Source organism: Arthrobacter sp. P1_A5 (genome assembly GCF_056406825.1).
In genome coordinates, this window is the sequence record NZ_JBFTZL010000069.1 from 1 (window position 1) to 22,759 (window position 22,759).

Here is a 22,759-nt window from a genome sequence, read left to right on the forward strand (position 1 = left end):
GGCGGGTGCTGGCGCGGGTGCCGGCGCGGCTTGGGCTGGAGCGGCGGCCGGCTGGGTGGCGGGGGCCAGGGCGTCGGGGCAGTTCGACAGGACCCGGGCCATGGCGTCGTGCTCGGCTTGGGTCACCCAGAGCCCATAGCTGGATTTCACCGAAATCTGCCGGGCGACGTAGTTGCAGCGGTAGGACTTGTTCGGCGGCAGCCAGGTGGCGGCGTCGCCGTCGCTCTTGCTCTGGTTGGCCGGGCCGTCCACCGCCAGCAGGTTCAGGGGATCGTTGGCGAAGGCCAGCCGCCGTGCCGGGCTGAGCTGTTGCGCGCCCTTCTGCCAGGCGTCGCTGAGGGCCACGACGTGGTCGATCTGGACGGCTGTGCTGGTGGCATTGCCGCGCAGGAAGTGGATGGCGGCGGCCGTGTAGGGGTCGGCCAGGACGCCGGAGAGCACCACGCAGTCCCGAGTCCCGGGCCGGAACGCGACGGAAGTGAGGTCGCGGCGGAGCACGTCGTTGCGGGTATCGCAGCCGTTGTGATCAACGTCGGACCAGGCCGGGCCGAACTGGTCGCGGGAATAGCCCGTCTTGGGGGCGCGGCCCTTGACGGGCAGCRTGGCCAGTACCGCGAGGGCCTTGCCCGCCGAGGCTGGCTGCCGGGTCGCGGCGGCCGCAACATCGGCGCCGGCAACTTCGACACTGGGAACTTCGACGCCGGGAACTTCGACGCCACGGGTGGCGTCCGGATCCAGCGGAGCGCTGTCCGTGCCGGCTGACGCAGTGGCGGGGGCAGCGGTGACGACGGGGAGGACGCCGGGTCCGCCGGCCGGGGGAACAGCACCCGGGCCGGAGCACGCTGACGTCGCCACCAGCAGCAGGCCCGCCACCCCGCGCACGATCCAGTCGACCGCACCGATCCTCGGGCTGCGGGCACCCATTGCTTGGGCGCTGCTGGACTGGATGTCGCTGGACTGGATGCTGCCTGACCGCGTGCTGAGCAATTTTCCCCCACCTCATGCTGGCGCCCCGGGTTCCGCGGGCGCTTAAGGCCGGCCCCAGCCTACCCGTTGCTCCGACGGAGTCAGCGGACCCCGGGGCGGGAGGCCGAGAAGATGGCCGGCGCTCCGCGCTCGCCCGTCGCGAGGTCGGCCAGGATCCTGCCCACGACCGGTGTGAACTTGAAGCCGTGCCCGGAGAAGCCGGCGCCGATGACAACCGGCCCGATCCGGTCCAGGACAAAGTCTTCATCCACGGTGGTCGTGTAGGTGCAGCTGATGTCGGTGAGGGAGTCGGCGTCCACCCCGGGCAGCCAGTCCCGGGCGTAGCGCTGCAGGGCCGCCCGCTGCTCGGGCTCCGGCGCGAAGCTCCGCCGGTCCGGGTCCACCACCGGGCCCACCCCGTGCCATCCGGCCTTGATCCCCTCGCCCGGTGTTTGCATGCCGTACACCGGCGAACGCCAGTACGCGTACGCGTCGCCGCGGCCGGGCATGTGGTTGAACCCCGGCCACTGGGCGCCCTCATCGGTGATGGCGAAGTGTGCGGGCTGTTCCTGGGTGACCGTCAGCCGGGGCAGGGGCGCCACCCCGGCGAGCAGTTTCGTGGTCCAGCCGCCGGCGGTGACCACTGCCTGCCTGGCGTCGAGGACCTCGGTGCGGCCGCCGGCCTCGAGAGTGAGCCGGACGCCGTCGTCGAGGACTTTCAACTCGAGGACCTTCACATGATGGCGGATCTCGGCGCCGAGTCCGGCGGCGAGCCGCTGCAGCGCCGGCAGTGCGGCGTCGGGGTTCAACTGGCCGCCATCCGCCATGTGCAGCACGCGCGTATCGAAACGGATGCCCCGCCAACGCTCGGCGGCTTCCCCGGCGGAGAGGAACTCCGCCCGGAGCCCGGCCGCAAGCAGCGCGTTCCGGACCTCGGGCAACCGCGGATCGGGGCCGTGGGTTACGACGCCGGTGCGCGCCAGCAGGCGCTCGCCGGCGTCCGTTTCGAGCTCGCTCCACAGCCTGGCCGCCTCTGCCAGCATGGCGACGTAGTCCGGATCCGCGTAGCCGGGGTTGAAGTTCCGGGTTGTGCCGTGGGAGGCGCCGTTGCGGTGGCCGGGCCCGAACTGCTCGAGCAGGGTCACCTCCCGGCCGCGCCGGGCCAGCGCCCACGCGGCGGCCGAGCCCATCGCGCCGCCGCCGATGACCACAGTGTCCTGGGTTGTTTTCAAGGGTCCTCCTCCGGGTTTGGTGCCGGTCCGCCGATCCCGTTCAGCCGGGCCCGGCTGCCCGGCGAGGTCAGGCCAGCAGCAGGGCCACGCCGATCATGGCGGGCACAGCTACCACCGTAGTGATCAGCACGGTGTCCCGGGCTACCGTTACGCCGGTGCGGTAACGGCTGGCCGCAACAAACACGTTCTGGGCGGTGGGCAGGGCGGCCGTGACGACGGCGGCAAAGAGCGCCTGTTCCTGCATGCCGAGGACAAAATGGGCAAACAGGTAGGCCACCAGCGGGTGGACAACGAGCTTGAAGAAGCTCGCCAGCAGGGCGTCCAGCCGGCGTCCGGCGGCCGCCTGCAGCGGCTTGGAACCGTTCAGGCTCATGCCGAAGGCGATCAGCATGGCCGGGATGGCGGCCCCGCCGATCAAATGGATGGGCTCCAGGATCAGCGGCGGCACCGTCCAGCCGGTGGCGGCCACCAGGAGCCCGAGTCCGGTGCCCACGATCATCGGGTTGCGCAGGATCATGAGCACGAAACTAAGGGGCGTGGTGCGGTGCGAGCTGGTGGTGGCGTCCAGCGCCATGAGGAACAAGGGGGTGAAGAAAGCCAGCTGGAAGATGAGCAGGGGTGCCACATAGCTGGCATCGCCGAGCACGAAGACGGCGATGGGAATGCCGAGGTTGGCCGAGTTGGCCAGCGACGAGCTCATGGAGGAGATGAGGGCTTCCGGCAGGGACCGCTTGAGCGCGAAGCGCACGATGCCAAAGAACAGGACCGCTGTGGTCACCGCCCCGACTGCCGTCACGAGCAGCGGTGCGGCAAAGACGTCGTGGAGTTTCGCCTTGCTGAGGGTCTCGAACAGCAGGGCGGGACTGGCCACAAAAAACGTCAGGGCGCTCAGGACGGGGCGGGCGTTCTCGCCCAGGATATTGCGCCGGCCCACGAACATGCCGACCAGGATGATGGCCCAGACGACGAAGAATCCCGCCAGTACCCCTAGCACGCGGCTCTCCGCAGCGGGGCGGGTCGGCGGAGGCTGAGGGTCACCAGTCCAGAGTAATCAGCTTTATTCCGCGGGCTGTCCTATTACGCCCGACGGCGCGCTGCCGCTAGTTGAGCGTGGCGTTGTTCAGCGAGTGCGGCGGACGCATGAGCCCGGGCGTCATGCCCTCCGCGGGGTCGTTGCCGATCTGGACAATCTTGTTGTCCAGGTCAACGTGGACCACCTTGGGGTTGTAGGCCTTGGCCTCTTCCGTGGTCATCTGGGCGTAGGTGATGAGGATGACGATGTCGTTCTCGTGCATCAGGTGGGCGGCGGCGCCGTTGATGCCGATCACGCCGGAACCGCGTTCGCCGGCAATCGTGTAGGTCTCGAGCCGGGCGCCGTTCGTGACGTCGACAATCGCCACGAGCTCCCCGGGCAGGATGTCGGCCGCCTCCAGCAGATCCAGGTCCACGGTGACGGATCCGACATAGTGAAGGTCCGCGTGCGTGACCGTCGCGCGGTGGATCTTGGATTTGAATATTGTGCGATTCATAACGACATCAGTCTAACGCGGGGCCACCGCCCGCGCTGTGGCCCACTGCACATGCCGCGGGCCGTTACGCGCCGTTCCACACATGCCGGAAGTCACGCGGGCCGGTCCACGGGGGCCGGACCGAGGACGCCCGCGGCCGCCGCCGGCACGATGGATGCCGCCGTCACCGCCAGGATTTCCCGGGCCGCCAGCAGCGCGGGCCGCCTGGCGCTCGAGCGCCGCACCGAGGTGAACACCGTACGGTGCGGATCCCCGGGCAGGTCCAGGAGTTGCGCGCTGGTGCCGCGGCCGGTCCACACGAGGTCGGGCATCAGGGCCACCGCATTTCCGGATTCGATCAGCCGGATCTGGGCCTGCAGGTCGGCGGTCTCAAAGCGGACGTCGGGCTCGAACCCGGCGCTCCGGCAGGCCTGCTCGGCCCAGTGCCGGGAGGCCGCTCCGCGGGGTTCCATCACCCAGGCCAGCCCCGCGGTATCGGCCAGCGTCCTGATGGGGTCGCGGTCGGGCGAGGGCGGCGGAACGGCGAGCCGGATGGCGTCGCGGGTCAGGGCCACGCGGTCCAGTTCGGCGTAGTGCGGGGCGGCGTGGCCCGGGTACTGCTCGGCGATCACGAGGTCGAAGTCGCGGGCCCACGTCTCGTGAAGGGCCGTCTCCGGTTCCCGCTGGGTCATTTCGACCCTGACTTCCGGGTAGCTGGCGGTCATTCTGGTCAGGGTGTCCGGCATGAGCGCCAGCGCGGCAGACTGGAACACCGCAATCCGCACGGTGCCGGTGACCGTGGTCAGCGACGCGGCCAGGTCCGCCTCCGCCTGCTCGAGGGTCTCCAGTAGCTGGGAGGTGTGGGCCACCAGGACTTCGGCCTGCGGGGTCAGCTGCACCCGGCGCCCGGTCTTGCGGAGGAGCTCCACCCCGGCCTCCTTCTCAAGGAGGGCCAGTTGCTGCGAAACTGACGACGGGCTGTACTGAAGCGCTTCGGCCACTTCGGCCAAAGTGCCCCGGATCTTCAGTTCGCGCAACAGTCGCAAACGCCGGACGTCGAGCATCGCTATTCCTTTGTGAATCCTGACGGTTATTCATTAAGAGAATTCACTTTATCTAATGCAACCGGGCTTGCATACTGTTCTCACTCGATATGCCCCATCACAGGGTGGAGTGATGGGCACCGCACCTAAGCAGGAGGCCCTCATGGCTACACGGGATTTGTCACAGTCGATCATGCGGCGCAAGCCCATCGACGACATCGAGGAAGAAAACAAACACAGCGGTCTGCACAGGAGCCTGGGGCTCTGGCAGTTGACGGCCATCGGCGTCGGCGGCATTATCGGCGTCGGCATCTTCTCCCTGGCGGGCCTTGTGGCCCACGGCAGCGAGTCCGAGCCCGGAGTCGGGCCGGCCGTGCTCGTCTCCTTCCTGATCGCCGGCCTGGCATCCGCCGCCGCGGCGCTGTCCTACGCGGAGTTCGCAGGAATGATCCCGCGGGCAGGCTCGGCCTACACCTACGGCTACGTCGCCCTCGGCGAGATCATCGGCTGGTTCATCGGGTGGGACCTGCTGCTGGAGTACATCGCCATCGTCGCCGTGGTGGCCATCGGCATCTCGGGCTACTTCGACGCGTTCCTCTCCGGTATCGGCATCCATATGCCCGCCTGGATGACCGCGACGCCGGATGAAGGCACCGGCGGCATCATCAACCTTCCCGCGATCCTCGTCTGCCTGCTCGTGACCTGGATCCTCTCCCGCGGCACCAAGACCTTCGGCCGCTTCGAACTGATCGCCGTCGGCATCAAGGTGCTGCTGATCCTGTTCATCATCGGCTTGGGCATTTTCTACGTGAACACCAACAACTACAACCCGTTCTTCCCCAGCGGTTTCGGGCCCGTGGTGGCCGGCTCCGCTACGGTGTTCTTCGCGGTGTTCGGCTACGACGCCATGAGTACCGCGGCGGAGGAAGCCACCGACGGCAAGAAGCACATGCCCAAGGCGATCATCCTCTCGCTGGTCATCGCCATGCTGCTCTATGTCGCCGCCACCCTGGTGCTCACCGGCATGCAGAACTTCACGGAGATCGACCCCAAGGCCGGCTTCGCCTCCGCCTTCAACAGCGTTGGCCTTCCGGTGATCGCGACGATCATCTCCGTGTTCGCCGTCCTGTCCATCCTTACCGTGATGCTGACCTTCCTCCTCGGCGTCACCCGCGTCTGGTTCTCGATGAGCCGCGACGGCCTGCTGCCCGGCTGGTTCTCAAAGACGGACCGGCACGGCACGCCCCAGCGCGTGACCTGGATCGCCGGCGTCGGGGCCGCAATCCTGGCCGGCGTCCTCCCGATCAAGGCCGTCGCGGACCTGACCAACATCGGCATCCTGGCCGCGTTCGTCGTCGTCTGTGTGTCGGTGATCGTGTTCCGCTACAAGAAGCCGGACGCCCCGCGGACGTTCCGCCTGCCGCTGATGCCCCTGGTTCCGGCGTTCGGCGTGTTTGCCTCGCTCTTCCTGATGTTCCAGCTGCACTGGGAGACCTGGCTGCGGTTCGTCGTCTGGCTCATCGTCGGCCTGATCATCTACTTCACGTACGGCCGCAGGCACTCGCTGATGAACCCGGACAGCCCGCGGCACGAGGAGATCGTGGAGATGCACCGCCCCCTGACCTAGCCGCCCCACCCACCCAACGCTCCCTCACTTCCCGCAAAAAATATTCGGACGCTCACTCAGGTCCGGTGCAATATCGGCGAACCCTCTCTCACCTCTTGGGAGAGGGTTCGCCGGTTCGGTGCGGGAAGTGCGGGAGCGTCGCTTGAATAAGGGCCAGAAGTGCGGGAGGGTCGGGGCGGTTGCCGAACGTTCGGACGGGGACCGGAAGCATCGGTTCTTCTAACTGGTATTGCTCAGAAAACTTCGCTTTATCTTATGAAAATCCGGTCGCATACTGTTTCGTAAGAGGTCCACATTTTGAGAAAGAACGTGTTTCAGCCATGACCAACATCTCCACGGAGCCCGGCGCCACCACCGGAAACGCCGCAGGCAACGACGCCACGCACGCCGCCGTTTCGGAAGGCTCCACGGTCCTTGAGGCCGCAGCCCTCGCCGAGGACACCATCGCGCTGGTGCGCCACTGGCTCACCGAGGCCGCAAAGGTGCCCGTCGACGCCTCGGCCGAGCAGCTCGCCGGGGTCCTGAAGGACCCCAACGGCCTGGACTTCACGGTCGGGTTCGTCGACGGCGTCGTCCGTCCCGAAGACCTGCAGGTCGCCGCCCGCAACCTCGCCGCACTGGCCCCCAAGGTCCCGGCCTTCCTGCCCTGGTACATGCGCAGCGCGGTCCGCCTCGGCGGCACCATGGCCCCGGTCCTGCCCCAGGTGGTCATCCCGGTCGCCCGCCGGGTGCTGCGTGAAATGGTCGGCCACCTCATTGTCGACGCCACCGACGCCAAGCTCGGCCCGGCCATCGCCAAGATCCGCAAAGACGGCATCAAGCTCAACGTCAACCTCCTCGGCGAGGCCGTGCTCGGCGAACACGAGGCCACCCGCCGGCTCGAGGGCACGCACACCCTGCTGTCCCGGCCCGACGTCGACTACGTCTCGATCAAAGTCTCCTCCACGGTGGCCCCGCACTCCGCCTGGGCCTTCGACGAGGCCGTGGAGCATGTCGTGGAGAAGCTCACCCCGCTCTTCGCCCGTGCCGCCTCCTATGCGTCCACTGGCCAGAAGGCCAAGTTCATCAACCTGGACATGGAGGAATACAAGGACCTGGACATGACCATCGCGGTCTTCACCCGGATCCTGGACAAGCCCGAGTTCAAGAACCTGGAGGCCGGCATCGTGCTCCAGGCCTACCTCCCGGATGCCCTGTCCGCCATGATCCGCCTGCAGGACTGGGCCGCCGCCCGCCGCGCCGAAGGCGGCGCCGCCATCAAGGTCCGCGTCGTCAAGGGCGCCAACCTGCCGATGGAGCAGGTCGAGGCTTCCCTGCATGACTGGCCGCTCGCCACCTGGGGCACCAAGCAGGACTCGGACACCAACTACAAGCGGGTCATCAACTACTCGCTGCACCCGGACCGGATCCGCAACATCCGGATCGGCGTCGCCGGCCACAACCTCTTCGACATCGCCTTCGCCTGGCTCCTGGCCAAGCAGCGCGGCATCGCGGATAGCGCACAGCAGAGTATCGAATTCGAGATGCTGCTCGGCATGGCACAGGGCCAGGCCGAAGCCGTCAGACAAGATGTCGGCTCCCTCCTGCTCTACACGCCCGTGGTCCACCCTGCCGAGTTCGACGTCGCGATCGCCTACCTGATCCGCCGCCTCGAAGAGGGCGCCAGCCAGGACAACTTCATGTCCGCCGTGTTCGAACTCAGTGAAAACGAAACGTTGTTTGAGCGCGAGAAGCAGCGCTTCCTCGCCTCGCTCGCCAAGCTCGACGACGAGGTCCCGGGCCCGAACCGGCTGCAGAACCGTGCCCTTCCGGCCACGCCGCTGCCGCACGATTCGTTCGAGAACACTGCCGACACGGATCCGTCGCTGCCCGCGAACCGCGACTGGGGCCGCGCCATCCTGGGCCGCGTGACGACGTCGACACTGGGCAACGCCTCCGTCGAGGCCGCCACGATCAACGATGCCGCGACCCTGAATGCCGTGATCGATACCGCCGTCGAGAAGGGCAAGGCCTGGGGTGCACTCTCCGGCGCCGAGCGCGCCGAAATCCTGCACCGCGCCGGCGACGTCCTCGAGGCCCGCCGCGCGGACCTTCTTGAGGTTATGGCCTCCGAGACCGGCAAGACGATCGACCAGGGCGATCCGGAGATCAGCGAGGCGGTCGACTTCGCGCACTACTACGCAGAGTCCGCCCGCAAGCTCGACGACGTCGACGGCGCCACCTTCGTCCCGGCCAGGCTCACCGTCGTGACGCCGCCGTGGAACTTCCCGGTCGCCATCCCGGCCGGCTCCACCCTTGCGGCCCTCGCCGCCGGCTCCGCCGTCGTGGTCAAGCCCGCCAAGCAGGCCCGCCGCAGCGGCGCCGTCATGATCGAGGCCCTCTGGGAGGCCGGCGTTCCGCGCGACGTGCTCACCATGGTCCAGTTGGGCGAGCGGGAACTCGGCCAGCAGCTCATTTCCCACCCGGCCGTGGACCGCGTCATCCTGACCGGCGGCTACGAGACCGCCGAGCTGTTCCGCTCGTTCCGCAAGGACCTGCCCCTGCTGGCCGAGACGAGCGGCAAGAACGCCATCATCGTCACCCCGAGCGCGGACCTGGACCTCGCGGCCAAGGACGTCGCGTACTCCGCGTTCGGCCACGCCGGCCAGAAGTGCTCCGCCGCCTCGCTGGTGATCCTCGTCGGTTCCGTGGCGAAGTCGAAGCGCTTCCACAACCAGCTGATCGACGCCGTCACCTCGCTCAAAGTCGGCTACCCCCAGGACCCGGCGAGCCAGATGGGCCCGATCATCGAGCCCGCCAACGGCAAGCTCCTGAACGCCCTCACCACCCTCGGCGAGGGCGAGACCTGGGCCGTCGAGCCGCGGAAGCTCGATGATTCGGGCAAGCTCTGGAGCCCCGGCGTGCGCTCTGGTGTCCGCCGCGGATCCTACTTCCACCTCACCGAGTTCTTCGGCCCGGTCCTGGGCGTTATGACTGCAGAGACCCTCGAGGAGGCTATCGCGATCCAGAACCAGATCGAATACGGCCTCACCGCGGGMCTGCACTCGCTGAACAGCGAGGAGCTGGGGATCTGGCTGGACACCATCCAGGCCGGCAACCTCTACGTCAACCGCGGCATCACCGGCGCGATTGTCCAGCGCCAGCCCTTCGGCGGCTGGAAGAAATCCGCCGTCGGCGCCGGCACCAAGGCCGGCGGCCCGAACTACCTCGTCGGCCTCGGCGAATGGGTCAGCAAGCCCAGCACCGCCGCCGGCACCCCGGGCGCTGCTCCCGCCCACGCCGGCGTCCGCCGGATCGAGGATGCCGCAAAGGGCTTCCTGACCGCCGACGAACTCGCGCCGCTGCAGCGCGCGCTCGCCTCCGACGCCCGCGCCTGGGCCGAAGAGTTCGGCACCGCGAGGGACGTCTCCGGCCTGAGTGCGGAACGCAACGTCTTCCGCTACCGTGCTCTGCCCGTCACTGTCCGCCTCGCGGAAGGCGAGCCGCTTGCCGGCCTCGTCCGGACCGTCGCCGCCGGCGTCCTGGCCGGGTCGGCCCTGACGGTCTCCACCGCCGTCGAACTGCCCGCCCAGCTGCGCGCCGTCCTGTCCGGGCGTGGCATCGCCGCGACTGTTGAGAACGACGCCGAATGGCTCGCTTCCGCCGGCACCCTCGCGGCGGCGGGCAAGCTTTCCGGCGCCCGGATCCGGCTGATTGGCGGGGACGCCAAGGCGCTGGCCGAGGCCACGGGCGGACGCCCGGACCTGGCGGTGTATGTCCACCCCGTCACGGAGGCCGGACGCGTGGAACTGCTGCCGTTCCTGCACGAGCAGGCCATCAGCATCACGGCGCACCGCTTTGGCACGCCCAACCACATCTCGGACGCCCTGATCTAGCCCGGGGCTGCTAAAACCCCGGCTCGGGCGTGCTGGAACCCTGAAACCCAAAAAACGCCGCCGCCGTGCAGGCACCATATGGTGCGGCACGGCGGCGGCGTTTAACGGCGAAGGCGCTAAGCGGAGTCGGGGCTAGCCGAAGTACCAGCCCGGCGGGACCCAGGAAGCGGGGACCGCGTGGGCTGAGAAATCGTCGCAGCCCGAGCAGAAGTAGGTGACCTCGCCGAGCTTGCTGACCGAGCCGTCCCTGCGGTGCGTGGCCGGGACGAAGGTCTCAAGGTWAATGAACTCGTCCGTGCCGCAGCGTTCGCAGTACGGGCTGGCCACATAATCGGACTCTGCGAGGGTAGTCGGGCGGATTCCCCGTTGGCCCGGGGTGGCCGCGTGCTGGACCGCGGCCGAGTGCTGCATTCCGGCGGTCGAGTGGTGCATGGCCGCTGCGGGGTGAGCCGGCGCGGTTACCTGACGGGAGGATTTTGTCGCGTGGGCGGCGGGGGCGGGCAATCGGGGGTGATTAATGGCTGGCATCAATGGCGGCCTATCCCGAACGCTCCGACGCCAGCCACAGGGCGTCAGCGACGGACAGCGTTCGTTATTCGAATCGTTGTCGTGGGCCACTGCTTGACCTCGAACGGTGAATCTTAAGTAGTGTCAGGATAGATGAAGTACGTGCACCGTTCAATGGTCAAGTAAGTACTGCCCGGTTCCGGGTAGTCCGCCCCGTAGGTACCGTGGCAGGATCAGCGCTGGCTGCGGGACCGCCCGCGCGTCAGGACGGTCGCTTCAGGGTCCGGCCCACGATCGCCTGCGTGAGGGCATCGATCACCTCGGTATTGGCCAGCGGATTGCGGATGAGCGTGAAATCGACGTCGCCCACCTGCGGCAGATCGAAGCGGCGGGTGATGATTTTCAGGTCCTCCGGCACCAGGGAGGAAGGCATCACCGCCACACCGATGCCGGCCCGGACGGCGGCCAGTACGCCGCTGATTTGGCGTGTGGTGCAGGTGATCCGCCAGGTGCGCCCGGTGGCCTCCAGGGCGTCGATCGCAAGCTTCCGGCTCAGGCTGGGGGAGGGGTAGGCGATCAGCGGGACAGGATCAGCCGGTTCCAGCACGGTCTGCTCCAGACCGACCCAGGCGAAGGCGTCCTGCTGGACCACGGTCCCGTCCTTGGCGCCGGCCACCCATTTCACAAAGACCAGATCCAGCTGCCCGGCATTCAGGCGCTTGTAGAGCTGGTCGCTCTGCCCCACCGTCAGCTCGAGGTTGATCTGGGGATAGATCTGCCGGAACTCCCGGAGGATGCGTGGCAGCCCGGTGATGGCGAGATCATCGGCCGTGCCGAAGCGCAGGCGGCCGCGCATGGCGGAGCCGGAGAAATAGCGGGCGGCGGAGTCGTGCGCGGCGAGGATGCTGCGGGCGAACCCGGCCATGGCATCGCCGTTGTCGGTCAGGCGTACATCCCGGGTATCCCGGGCAATCAGCACCCGCTTGGCGGCGGTCTCCAGCTTGCGGACGTGCTGGCTGACGGTGGGTTGGGCCAGGCCGAGGCGCTCGGCGGCCTTGGTGAAACTCAAGGTTTCGGCCACGGCCAGGAACGAGCGGAGCTGGGCGGGTTCGAACATGGCGGTCTTCGGATCGGTGCCGCATACCCTGCATTGCGTTTTGTAATGCGAGTTATGCGTGGAATAGGCTTCCATAATCTCTTGGGGCCAGCCTAGCGTTAAGTCCATCCCACTCACCCGCTCTTTTGAGGACTTTTCCGTGGCACCCCCTCCGCCGCTAGAGGCGAACGCAGCTTCCCTGCCGGACACCATCACCCAACCACTCGCCGTCGTCAACGAGCCTCTGCCTTGGCGCCACACTTTCATTTCGCTCAAGGTCCGCAACTTCCGCGTCTTCGCGATCGGGCACTTCGTCGCCGTCATCGCGCTCTGGATGCAGCGGATCGCCCAGGACTGGCTGGTGCTCCAGCTCTCCGGTTCCGTCACCGCCGTCGGCATCACCGTGGCCCTGCAGTTCCTGCCGTCCCTGTTCCTCGGCCCGTGGGCCGGCATGATGGCGGACCGCTTCGCGAAGCGGAAGATCCTCATGCTGTGCCAGTCGGCGGCCGCCGCGTTGGCCGCGGTCCTTGCCGTCCTGGCGCTCAGCCACCGGATTGAGGTGGGGCACGTCTACGCGATCGCGCTGGTTCTGGGCCTCGTGACCGTGCTGGACCAGCCGGCCCGCCAGGTGTTCGTCAACGAGCTCGTGGGCCCCGGCTATCTGCGAAACGCGATCAGCGTGAACTCCACGATTTTCCAGCTGGGCGGGCTGATCGGTCCTGYGATCGCCGGGATCCTGCTGACCGCCGTGGGGGCCGGCTGGGCCTTTGCCGCCAATGCGGTGGCGTGCTGCTTCACGGTGGCCATGCTCCTGAGCCTGCGCAAGGACCAGCTGCATGTCAGCACCCCGGCCGCCAAGCGCCCGGGCATGCTGCGGGAAGGGCTGGACTATGCGCTCAGCAAGCCCACCATCTACTGGCCCTGGCTGATGGCCGGGTTCATCGCGGTGTTCGCGATGAGTCTGCCGGTGCTGCTGGCCGCGTTCGCGGACCACGTGTACGACGCCGGTGCCGGCGGCTATGGGCTGCTCAACACGCTCGTGGCCCTCGGCGCCCTGGCCGGCGCGATCACCTCGGCCCGGCGGCGCGCCCTGCGGTTGCGCTCCGTGGTGCTGGGCGCCGGGATGTACGGGCTCATGCTGTGCCTGGCTTCCCTGGCGCCGTCCATGGCCTGGTTCGGCGTCGCCATGGTGCTGGCCGGATTCTGGTGCCTGATGTTCCTGACCGCCGCGAACCAGCTGGTCCAGGTCAGCGCGAACCTGGCCATCCGCGGGCGGGTCATGAGCCTGTACATCATGGTGCTGATCGGCGGCCAGGCGATCGGCGGCCCGATGATGGGCTGGCTGGCCGAGCACGCGGACCCGCACACCGCCGTCCTCGTCTCCGGCGGCGTCCCGGTGCTGGCTGCCGCGACCGTCGCCGTCGTCCTCGCCCGGCGCGGGCAGCTCATGCTCAAAGTGGACCTGAAGGACCGGCGCCGGCTGCTGCGGATCGTCCGGACCGATTTCCGCACCGAAAAAGGACAGCCGCTACGTGGATCCACGCAGCGGCTGTCCTAATTCGTCGCGGAAACCCCTAGAGCGCCAAGGGGCGGTGCGGGAACTCGGCCTCCCGCTGCTGGAACTGCAGCACATCCGGGTTCAGGACTACGCCGTCGCGGATTTCGATCGCGCGGCGGATGGTCTCGCTTCCCGCCCAGGCGTCGGGGCCGGACACCACGGTCTCGAGGAACGGCAGCAGCGCCTCGCTGATTTCCCAGCTGGCGGAATTCCACAGATAGGACGGGCTGTGGTCCACGGCGTAGTAGTCGATGTGGTCACCCACTTTGAACATCGGCTCGGCGAAGGTGGTGGTTTTCGCCCAGCTGAAGCCCATGCCCTCGTCGCAGGAAACGTCCACGATCAGGCTGCCGGGCCGGAAGGCGGCCAGGTCCCCGGTGCGCAGGTAGGTCAGCGGCGCGTTGGGGTCCTGCAGCGTGCAGTTGACCACGATGTCGCTCGCGGCCAGGAACGGCGCCAGCGGCACGCGCCCGCGCTCGGTGATGACCTCGCTCAGGAACGGCGCCTCGCTGTCATGGTCGAACTGCGCGATGCGGACCGAGTGGATGGGAGAGCCAACGGCGGCAACACCGCGGTTGGTCAGCACCTGCACGTCATGGACACCGTGGGCATTCAGCGCCGTCACGGCGCCGCGGGCGGTGGCCCCGAAGCCGATCACGACGGCGCTCAGCCGGCGGCCGTAGTCTCCGGTGGAACCGCTCAGCGCCAGGGCATGCAGCACGGAACAGTAGCCGGCGAGCTCGTTGTTCTTGTGGAAGACGTGCAGGCCGAAGCCGCCGTCGCTGGCCCAGTGGTTCATGGCCTCGAAGGCGATCAGGGTGAGTTTCTTGTCGATCGCCAGCTGGGTGATGGCCCGGTCCTGGACGCAGTGCGGCCAGCCCCACAGGACCTGCCCGTCCCGGAGTTCGGCCAGGTCCTCGGGCTGCGGCTTGGGCAGGAGGACGACGTCGGCTTCCGCCAGCAGCTGCTGTCGGGGCGCGATGCGCCCCACGAGGGGTGCGAGCTCGGCGTCGGACCGGCCGAAGCGCTCGCCGTAGCCTTCCTCGAGGATCAACCGGTCCCGGATCTCCGGCGCGATGCGGTCCAGGTGCAGGGGGTGGATCGGGAGGCGCCGCTCGTCCGGTTTGCGTGTGCCGGCGAGGATGCCGAGCGTGAGGTAATTCTGTGAAGGGGTCACTTCTTTTTGGGGCTCGCCGTCTTTGCGGCGGTCACTTTATCGAGGGAGCTGGCCGGCGCTGAAGCGGCCCTCTTGTCAGCGCGCTTTTCCTTAATGGATTTGCCGGATTTTTTGGATGCTGCTTGACGGGGGGATTTGTCAGCCATGATTGCTCCTGTAGCGGAACCGAAGAGGTTCCTGACTTCCGACGATACAGGTAGCAACCTAATAAGAGCCCGGGATCCTGTGGGGGCATGTGGAGCGGSTGAMGGGAATCGAACCCGCGTATYMAGCTTGGGAAGCTASYGCTCTACCATTGAGCTACAGCCGCAGAGGGGCCGGCCACAGTTGTGGACATTGCCCCGATGAAACAACGAGATTTACATTACCCCAGTCTGGCGCGCCAGCCGAATACACCAGTCCTGGCTGCGCGCAGAAACCGGAGGTATCCGGCGTGCCCGGCATCCTGTGGCACCGTGCACTGACATCGCAGCTGGTCTTTGTCCCGCGACGGCGGGGTGTTGGCATTCAGGCAAAGCAGGATAGGTAATTTTGCCCCCGATGCGGGTAAAGGGACGCACCGTAACGGCTGACTCCACGTGCTTCCTTCGAGTGGTCCGCCCATCCAACAGGGTAGTTGTCACTCGTGTGCACTGGAGGGCAATCCAATCTACTAGGAAGACCACAGCCGACCGAGTTGCTAGGAGGCATCAATATGTTTTGTCGTCGTCCATGGGGTCTTTCCTGCCGCCCCAGAGCGGGGCGGTCCAGGTTCGACCCCCGGGCGTGCCTCGTTTCTTCAACTGCAAATGCCTCTACCGGTGCCACATCAGGAGGAAAGTCATGAGTATCGTCGAGGTATTCGGGAAGAATCCCGCGCGGCCGTGCGGGGACGAGGGGCACCTACCGCGCTCAACGAGGCAGGCGTTGTCGACGCACTCCGTCCTGCGCGCCACCCAAGGGGTGGTTGTCGGGGCTGTGGCTGTCGCCATGATGCTCGCGCTCGCGTTGTTGCCGGGTCCCGGTGCCTTGGCCGACACCGCGCCGTCAGATCCCGCCAACCCGGCCACGCCACCCACGGTCTCTGCGGACGGGTTGCCGACAGTGCAGATAGATGGTGTGGCGTGGCAGCAACTCGTCGTGGGCAACACTGTTTATGTGGTGGGTAGTTTCACGACCGCGCGACCGGCCGGTTCGGCTCCCGGGACCAACACAGTGGTTCGGAACAACATTCTGGCTTATGACATAACGACAGGAAATCTCAATACGACGTTCGCGCCGAGCCTGAATGCCCAGGCAAAGGCCATCACCGCAGCCCCCGATGGTTCCCGGATCTATGTCGCCGGCGCTTTCACCCAGGTCAACGGCGTGTCGCAGCCCTACGTGGCGGCGCTGAATCCGGCCACGGGAGCCCTGATCACGAGTTTTGCCCCGAAAGTGAATTCGCGCGTGTACGCCCTGGCAGCCACGAACACTTCCGTCTTCATGGGCGGCTGGTTCAGCGGCGTCGGTTCTGTCAGCCGGTCCCGCCTAGCTGCGGTCCGCGCCTCAGATGCTGCGCTGCTGAGCTGGAATCCTGTGGTCGCGGGTGGAGACGTCAACAACATGGTGATCTCTCCAGATGGCACAAAGTTGGTCGCGGGCGGGAGCTTCACAAGTGTGAACGGATCGAGCAACCCGGGTTACGGCATGGCGGCCCTGAACACTTTGACGGGGGACCTATTGCCGTGGGCCGTCAACGGCGTGGCACGCAACGGTGGGGTCAACGCCTCAATCTATAGCCTTGCCACGGACGGAACGAGCGTTTACGGCACCGGCTATGTGTTCGGCTCGGGGGGCAACCTCGAAGGTGCATTCTCCGCCACCTGGAACGGAGGGGTGGTCAACTGGGTGGAAGACTGCCACGGAGACTCTTATGGTGTTTACCCCTCGGACACAGCGGTCTACGTCGTGGGCCACCCCCATTACTGCGGCAATATCGGAGGCTTCCCCGAGACCTCCCCTCGAACCCATCACCGCGCCCTTTCCTTCAGTAAGGCCCGAACAGGCACCATAACGACTGAACCGAGCACCAGCTACTTTAACTTTGCTGGCACCCCCCGGCCATCCCTCCTGCCCTGGTTCCCGGACATTGACGCCGGAACATTTACCGGCGCCAGCCAGGGCGCTTGGACTGTGACTGGAAATTCGCAGTACGTCATTTTGGGCGGAGAGTTTCCCAAGGTCAACGGAATCCCTCAGCAGGGACTGGTCAGGTTCGCGGTCAAGAGCCTTGCCCCGAACAAACGAGGGCCCGTACTGACCGGCAGTGCCATGAACCCGACCCTGCTCTCTACGAAACCCGGAACCGCTCGTGTGGGTTGGCGGGCCGACTGGGACCAGGACAACGAGAACCTGAAGTATGAAGTCATCCGCGACGGCAATGAGGCCACGCCCATCTACACCAAAACCCAAGCATCGACCTTCTGGAATCGGCCGGCAATGGGGGTCGTGGACTCGGGCCTCGTGCCAGGATCCACCCACAACTACCGCATCAAGATCACGGACCCGCTAGGCAACGTGACCAGGTCAGACAATGTCAACGTGACTGTGGCCTCGGCAAGTCTGAGCGCGTATGCCCAAGGCGTACTCACGGATGGTGCCGGGAGTTTCTGGAGGCTCGGAGAGGCAAGCGGTAACACTTTCGCCGACTGGGCCGGATGGGCAGACGCCGTCGTCGGCCCAGGCGTTACCAGGGGCACGCCGGGCGCAATTGTGGGGGATGCGAACACTGCGACGACGTTTAGCGGAATCGCAAGCGGATTCGCATCCACGCAGACGTCAATCCCCGGGCCCAGCGTGTTCAGCGCGGAAACCTGGATCAAGACGACCACCACGGCCGGCGGCAAGATTCTAGGCTTTGGCGACAGATCAACGGGAACATCCATTAAATATGACAGGCACGTCTACATGGACAATTCGGGCAAAATCTACTTTGGCGTAAACAACGGCGTGCGCAGGACGCTGAGTACCGCAAGAAGCTATAACGACGGCAACTGGCATCAGATCGTGGCAAGCCTGGGATCGAGCGGGATGGCCCTCTACATCGACGGCGTACGGGTCGTTCAGCGGACTGATGTGACACGCGGGCAGGACTTTGCAGGCTACTGGAGAATAGGCGGGGACAGCACAGCTAATTGGCCCGGCGTCCGGTCGAGCAACTTCTTCCAGGGTGTCATTGACGAAGTCTCGATTTACCCCGGCGTATTGAGCCCGGCGCAGGTCCAGAAACACTACGTCGATTCCGGTCGCACTCCAGTCACTCCATGAGTGCAAGGGAACGCCTAGCCTCTACAGGGCTTTGAACGACCTCCCGAATAACTGCCGCGTCCCACGGGCCCCTTAGGGCTGAGGAACGGCCCTAACCGGGCCGAATCGACCGCTTGCGTCCCTGCGACGTACGGGTATTTCACTATCGCTTGTGGGTATTCGGTGCAGGTACTCAGCCAATCTAAATAAATCCTACAAGTGGTTACCCGGATGAATAGGGGTAGACCCCACTCGTGTGCAGGGCAGGTCCATCCCCTTGACTAGGGGGACCAAAGCCGACCGAGTCATTAGAAGGTCTCAGCATGTATGACCAACAGCTTCAGTGGGTCCCCCCCGGTTTGTTCCTAATGGATGAGCCTCACCGGCAGAGCGCACGGGAAATGACGCTCTCGCACCGGCAGACGCCAGCCGCCGCCCTCCTGACCCGGCGCCACACTTTGCCCCCGTTCGCAGCGCTCACTGCTGCGAATAGTTGCGGGTCGTCTAATCGGCTCAAGGAAATCGGCGGCGGGCATGAGTGACGTCAAGCACCGCCGGCTACTCCATGCGGGGGTACGCCCCACGAACACTATCCGAACCCAGGCCCCGGCAAAAATTTCAACGAGGCCTCAGCACTCGGTATGGGATGACGAATCCCCTGCCGATATCGCCGTTCCCCGGAGTGCAGCCACCCGCCGGTGGAAAAAATTCTCCAATCATCTCCGAATCACTGATGCGACAGCGATTTTCATTTCGGTCGCCTCGGCTTACCTTTTCCGCTTCGGCGCCGAGGTGCCGGCGGCGGCCGAGTGGGACTTTGAAACCAGCTACATCGTGGTATCAATGCTGATCCTGGTCACCTGGATTGCAGTTCTGGAGATTTACTCCACCCGAGATAGCCGGACGTTTGGTGCAGGCGCAACTGAATACAAGAGGGTAGTTCAAGCCACGCTCAAGCTATTCGGTGTCCTGGCAATAGCAATGGTCTTTGTCCGTTTCGATGTCGCACGGGGCTACTTTGCGATTGCCCTGCCCCTAGGGCTTGTGCTGCTCACCGGAAGCCGGTGGCTTTGGCGGAAGTGGCTGAACCAGCAGCGGAGCCGGGGCGAGTACCTCTCCCGAGTCATCGTGATCGGAGATACGCCGGACGTCGAGTACGTGATCAACCAGATCGAACTGAATCCGGCCGCCGGTTATCAGATTTCCGGTGTGGCTTTGTCCACCCTGGATAAGTCCCTGGAGCTGCGGCCTCCCTGGTACCGCATTCCGGTTCTCTCGACACTGGCTGAGATTTCACGGATGGTCAAAGTCGCAGGCGCGGATGCCGTCATCGTTGCGGGCCCGCTCCCTGGAGGCAGCAAGTACATCCGGGAACTGGGATGGAAGCTCGAGGCTACCGGAACGGAACTCGTCCTGGCGTCACGCCTCACAAACGTTGCCGGTCCGCGAATCCACTGGCGCCCTGTAGACGGATTGCCGCTGGTGCATGTGGAGCTCCCTCAGTATGCCGGCGGCAAGCACGTACTGAAACGCGTAGTAGATGTCGTGGCTGCCTCAGCGGCGCTGGTGGTTTTGTCGCCCCTAATGCTGATCCTGGCCGTCATCGTCAAGCGCGACAGCGCGGGTCCAGTCATCTTCCGCCAGGTACGTGCGGGCAAGAACGGCGTTCCCTTCCACATGTTGAAGTTCCGGACGATGGTTCAGGCCGCTGAAACCGACATCGACTCCCTGCGAGACCTGAACGAGGGTGCCGGCCCGCTCTTCAAGATCCGAAATGATCCACGAATTACAAAATGCGGGCAATGGATGCGTAAGTTCTCCCTCGATGAGCTGCCCCAGTTCTGGAATGTGCTGACCGGCGAAATGAGCCTGGTCGGTCCCCGGCCCCCGCTGCCTCTCGAAGTCCAGAGCTATGAGAAATTCACCCACCGCCGGCTGCTGATTAAGCCCGGGATAACTGGGTTGTGGCAGATCAACGGCCGTTCCACCCTCCCCTGGGAGGAGAGCGTCCGACTGGATCTCTATTACGTGGAGAATTGGTCGCTCACGGGCGACCTCGTCATCCTGTGGAGAACCTTTAGAGCCATGCGCAGTCCCGTCGGTGCGTACTGAAGGAGATGCTATGACCCCCCGAATCGGCTATGCAGCGGGCGCCTTTGATCTATTTCATGTAGGCCACCTGAATTTGCTGCGGCAGGCCAAAGCGGAATGCGACTTCCTGGTTGCCGGCGTTGTCACCGATGAGCTCCTGGTCAAGACCAAGGGCCAGCCGCCGATAATTCCGCTGGCAGAACGTTTGGAAATCGTTCGCAATATCCGATTTGTAGATGATGCGATTTCTGAACACCTCCCGCGCAAGATCGACACCTGGCGTTCCAATCCCTTCGACGTTCTTTTCAAAGGGGACGACTGGAGGGGCACGCCCAAGGGCTTGGAGCTTGAACGAGATTTCGCGGCAGTGGGCGTGGACGTTGTCTATTTTCCCTACACCGTGCACACGTCGAGCACAGCCATTCGCCGGACCCTTGAGCTCCTAAACTCCGACGCTCAGGGGTGGGTGCCCCTGCAAGGCATCCCCTAATTCAAAACGTTCGGGCCCCACGGGGCCAGCCAGCAGGTCTCTCTAAAACCACAAAGTCCCCGGGGGGGAAAAATGAAACATAAAGCTGTTCGGCGTGCCGGATTACGTATTGCACTGGTCGGGACACGGGGTGTGCCCGCACATTACGGCGGCTTCGAAACCTGTGTCGAGGAAGTGGGGCGCAGGCTAGCTGAGCGCGGCCATCTGGTAACGGTCTACTGCCGCTCCGGAAACGGCATAGACACCCGCGTCAAGGAATACGAGGGGATGCAGCTTGTGCATCTGCCGGCACTCCGCCGACGCTCACTCGAGACTTTGAGCCACACCGGATTGTCGGTGGCTCATCTGCTGTTCCGCAGGGCTGACGCCACAATCGTTTTCAACGCAGCGAACGCTCCTTGGCTTCCCCTTCTCCGGTTGGCGCGCATTCCAGTGGCCACCCACATGGACGGCCTGGAATGGAAGCGGGCCAAGTGGGGGACCCTCGGGAAACGGTACTACCGCTGGGCAGAGAGATTTTCCGTCCGGTTTTCCAATGCCCTTATTGCAGATGCAGCCGGGATTCGTGACTACTACCGCGCCACTTTCAATGCCGCCACCCAGCTGATTTCGTACGGCGCACCCTTACTTGCGCCCCGGGAGCCGGAACGTCTCGCGGGCATCGGCCTGTCCTCCGGGCAGTACCATCTCGTGGTGGCCCGGCTGGAGCCGGAAAACCACGTTCATATGATCGTTGAAGGCTATGTCCGGAGCGCCGCCAAGCTCCCCTTAGTCGTCGTGGGAACCACGCCTTACGGCCAGGAGTACAGCCAAAAGGTACAGGATTCCGCAGACTCGAGAGTGCGATTCCTTGGCGGGGTTTGGGACCAGGAGTTGCTGGATGAGCTGTACGCCAACGCCTTGGTCTACTGGCACGGCCATTCTGTCGGGGGCACCAATCCTTCCCTGCTCCGGGCGATCGGTGCGGGTACGGCGACCAACGCTTTTGACGTCAACTTCAACCGCGAGGTGCTGGAGTCAGCCGGCGAATACTTCCGGGACCCGGCCGACGTCGCACGGTTGGCCGAGGACTCTGAGGCGCGTCTCGCCGGAACCAGATCGAGAGGGAGCCAAGCCCGGGAAATTGCGGCGAAGTACGACTGGGACCTGGTGGCAGATCTTTACGAAACGCTGTGCTACGGGCTGGACTCCGGTGCCCTGACCCACGCTCAAAACAGCGAACCCCCTGCCGCCGGACGGGCGCAGGACGAAAGCCGGGTGGCATCGTGAGCAGGGTAGGAGCACAGCATGCTCGGACGTCACCGCCGCGGACCGGCTTCAAGGGAACGCTCGCAGCGCTGGGATCCGCCCAGAAACCAGTAGCGGCCGGGGCCCCGCCATATTCCATACTCGTCAACCGGCGGGCCGGCAGATTCGTCGCGGCAGCAGCGTATCGCGCCGGCATGTCCCCTAACCAGGTCACCGCGGTCAGTGCAGCCTTCACCTTTGGCGGGATAATCCTGCTGGCCACGACCGCCCCGGCTGGGTGGGTCGGGGCACTCGTCTGGGCAGCGCTGGCGCTGGGATACATCTTTGACTCCGCAGACGGGCAGTTGGCGCGGCTCCAAGGGAGTGGCTCCGTGGCCGGAGAATGGCTGGACCACGTCGTGGACAGTACGAAGATCGTCAGCCTGCACCTTGCCGTTCTCATCGCGGCCTTCCGCCATTTCCAGCTTCCCTCGGATGGATGGCTCCTGGTTCCGATTGGCTACGCCATCGTCGGAACCGTGTCGTTCTTTGCGATGATCTTGAACGATCAGCTCAAGGCAGTGGTGCTGCTGAAGTCCGGCCGCGCTGCCATCCCCAGGAAGTCGTCAGCGCTCAAATCTGCGCTTTTAGTCCCCACTGACTACGGAGTGCTGTGTTTGGTGTTCCTGCTGCTGGGGGCCCCGCTTGCCTTCTTCACGGTTTACAGCTTGTTCTTCGCGCTCAACGCAATGCATCTGGCAGTGGCTTCGACCCGGTGGTTTGGCGATATGAGAAGCCTCTCAACATCCAAATTGGTCTCAACTCGGAGCGAATCATGAATAACAGCACGAATACTGCAGAGGGCCGTCCCCTGGACAGCCGGCGGAGAGTCCAGTTCCTGGTGATCGGATTTATCCTGACCGTGTTCCTGATAGGAGCCATCATCTGGGGGACCAGCCAGTCCTCCAACCACCGTCCCGCGGGTCTAGCTGGCTCCTCAACCGGGGTTGTTGCGACGCCGACACCGACAGCGACGCCGACGGAGACGGCAATGCAATCCTTGCCGGGCGGCACAACTGCCCCGGCCTCGCCGGC

17 protein-coding genes, 1 tRNA gene and 1 pseudogene are annotated in these 22,759 nt (G+C 65.4%); 9 read left to right on the forward strand and 10 right to left on the reverse strand.

The genetic code is table 11. The features are described from left to right. The 5 genes from AC1D1S_RS11440 to AC1D1S_RS11460 all read right to left on the reverse strand — a co-directional run. Window positions 1–987: HNH endonuclease family protein (locus AC1D1S_RS11440; protein WP_476994482.1), on the reverse strand; the 987-nt coding region annotated here is incomplete at its 3' end. Between the two features lie 80 nt (window positions 988–1,067). After that, the gene (locus tag AC1D1S_RS11445; protein WP_476994483.1) at window positions 1,068–2,198 is read right to left on the reverse strand and encodes an FAD-dependent oxidoreductase; all 1,131 of its coding nucleotides are present in this window, start codon (window positions 2,196–2,198) and stop codon (window positions 1,068–1,070) included. 67 nt (window positions 2,199–2,265) lie between these two features. After that, entirely contained in the window at window positions 2,266–3,192 is a 927-nt protein-coding gene (locus AC1D1S_RS11450; protein ID WP_018774009.1) for an AEC family transporter, read from the reverse strand. Between the two features lie 106 nt (window positions 3,193–3,298). Then, on the reverse strand, window positions 3,299–3,727 hold the full coding sequence (panD, locus tag AC1D1S_RS11455) for an aspartate 1-decarboxylase (protein ID WP_243180501.1): 429 nt from the start codon (window positions 3,725–3,727) through the stop codon (window positions 3,299–3,301). 92 nt (window positions 3,728–3,819) lie between these two features. Next, complete coding sequence (locus AC1D1S_RS11460) at window positions 3,820–4,770, reverse strand: LysR family transcriptional regulator (RefSeq protein ID WP_476873816.1); 951 nt, start codon at window positions 4,768–4,770, stop codon at window positions 3,820–3,822. A gap of 142 nt (window positions 4,771–4,912) precedes the next feature. On the opposite strand from AC1D1S_RS11460, the gene AC1D1S_RS11465 reads away from it, so the two are divergent. Continuing rightward, window positions 4,913–6,376 (forward strand): amino acid permease, encoded by a 1,464-nt coding sequence (locus AC1D1S_RS11465; protein ID WP_028275368.1) that lies wholly within the window; start codon window positions 4,913–4,915, stop codon window positions 6,374–6,376. Window positions 6,377–6,696: 320 nt separating this feature from the next. Beyond that, complete coding sequence (locus tag AC1D1S_RS11470) at window positions 6,697–10,251, forward strand: bifunctional proline dehydrogenase/L-glutamate gamma-semialdehyde dehydrogenase (RefSeq protein WP_476994484.1); 3,555 nt, start codon at window positions 6,697–6,699, stop codon at window positions 10,249–10,251. Window positions 10,252–10,383: 132 nt separating this feature from the next. Here AC1D1S_RS11470 and AC1D1S_RS11475 read toward each other — a convergent pair whose 3' ends face one another. Next, the gene (locus tag AC1D1S_RS11475) at window positions 10,384–10,683 is read right to left on the reverse strand and encodes a hypothetical protein (protein WP_476994485.1); all 300 of its coding nucleotides are present in this window, start codon (window positions 10,681–10,683) and stop codon (window positions 10,384–10,386) included. 337 nt (window positions 10,684–11,020) lie between these two features. Further along, on the reverse strand, window positions 11,021–11,875 hold the full coding sequence (locus AC1D1S_RS11480) for a LysR substrate-binding domain-containing protein (RefSeq protein ID WP_243180531.1): 855 nt from the start codon (window positions 11,873–11,875) through the stop codon (window positions 11,021–11,023). Window positions 11,876–12,014: 139 nt separating this feature from the next. Here AC1D1S_RS11480 and AC1D1S_RS11485 point away from each other — a divergent pair, with 139 nt between their 5' ends. Continuing rightward, the gene (locus AC1D1S_RS11485) at window positions 12,015–13,412 is read left to right on the forward strand and encodes an MFS transporter (protein WP_476994486.1); all 1,398 of its coding nucleotides are present in this window, start codon (window positions 12,015–12,017) and stop codon (window positions 13,410–13,412) included. A gap of 16 nt (window positions 13,413–13,428) precedes the next feature. Here AC1D1S_RS11485 and AC1D1S_RS11490 read toward each other — a convergent pair whose 3' ends face one another. From AC1D1S_RS11490 to AC1D1S_RS11500, 3 genes are all read right to left on the reverse strand, one after another. Beyond that, window positions 13,429–14,589, reverse strand: coding sequence for a N(5)-(carboxyethyl)ornithine synthase (locus tag AC1D1S_RS11490; RefSeq protein ID WP_476994487.1), 1,161 nt, complete (start codon window positions 14,587–14,589; stop codon window positions 13,429–13,431). Then, window positions 14,586–14,735, reverse strand: a complete 150-nt coding sequence (locus AC1D1S_RS11495; RefSeq protein ID WP_018774018.1) for a hypothetical protein — start codon at window positions 14,733–14,735, stop codon at window positions 14,586–14,588. The genes AC1D1S_RS11490 and AC1D1S_RS11495 overlap by 4 nt, the downstream gene beginning before the upstream one ends. Before the next feature lie 90 nt (window positions 14,736–14,825). Then, a tRNA-Gly gene (locus AC1D1S_RS11500) sits at window positions 14,826–14,899 on the reverse strand. Between the two features lie 512 nt (window positions 14,900–15,411). Here AC1D1S_RS11500 and AC1D1S_RS11505 point away from each other — a divergent pair. The 6 genes and pseudogenes from AC1D1S_RS11505 to AC1D1S_RS11530 form a co-directional block, all read left to right on the forward strand. After that, on the forward strand, window positions 15,412–17,877 hold the full coding sequence (locus tag AC1D1S_RS11505) for a LamG-like jellyroll fold domain-containing protein (RefSeq protein WP_243180543.1): 2,466 nt from the start codon (window positions 15,412–15,414) through the stop codon (window positions 17,875–17,877). A gap of 513 nt (window positions 17,878–18,390) precedes the next feature. Continuing rightward, window positions 18,391–19,968, forward strand: a complete 1,578-nt coding sequence (locus tag AC1D1S_RS11510) for a sugar transferase (protein ID WP_476945923.1) — start codon at window positions 18,391–18,393, stop codon at window positions 19,966–19,968. 10 nt (window positions 19,969–19,978) lie between these two features. After that, on the forward strand, window positions 19,979–20,437 hold the full coding sequence (locus AC1D1S_RS11515; protein WP_243180547.1) for an FAD synthase family protein: 459 nt from the start codon (window positions 19,979–19,981) through the stop codon (window positions 20,435–20,437). Window positions 20,438–20,509: 72 nt separating this feature from the next. Continuing rightward, window positions 20,510–21,706, forward strand: coding sequence for a DUF1972 domain-containing protein (locus AC1D1S_RS11520; RefSeq protein WP_243180549.1), 1,197 nt, complete (start codon window positions 20,510–20,512; stop codon window positions 21,704–21,706). A 173-nt stretch (window positions 21,707–21,879) separates the two neighbouring features. Continuing rightward, a complete protein-coding gene (locus AC1D1S_RS11525) occupies window positions 21,880–22,503 on the forward strand; it encodes a CDP-alcohol phosphatidyltransferase family protein (protein ID WP_476994488.1) in 624 nt (207 codons plus the stop codon). Further along, window positions 22,500–22,759 (forward strand): annotated as a pseudogene (locus AC1D1S_RS11530) (hypothetical protein); the annotation flags it as partial. The gene AC1D1S_RS11525 and the pseudogene AC1D1S_RS11530, both read left to right, overlap by 4 nt.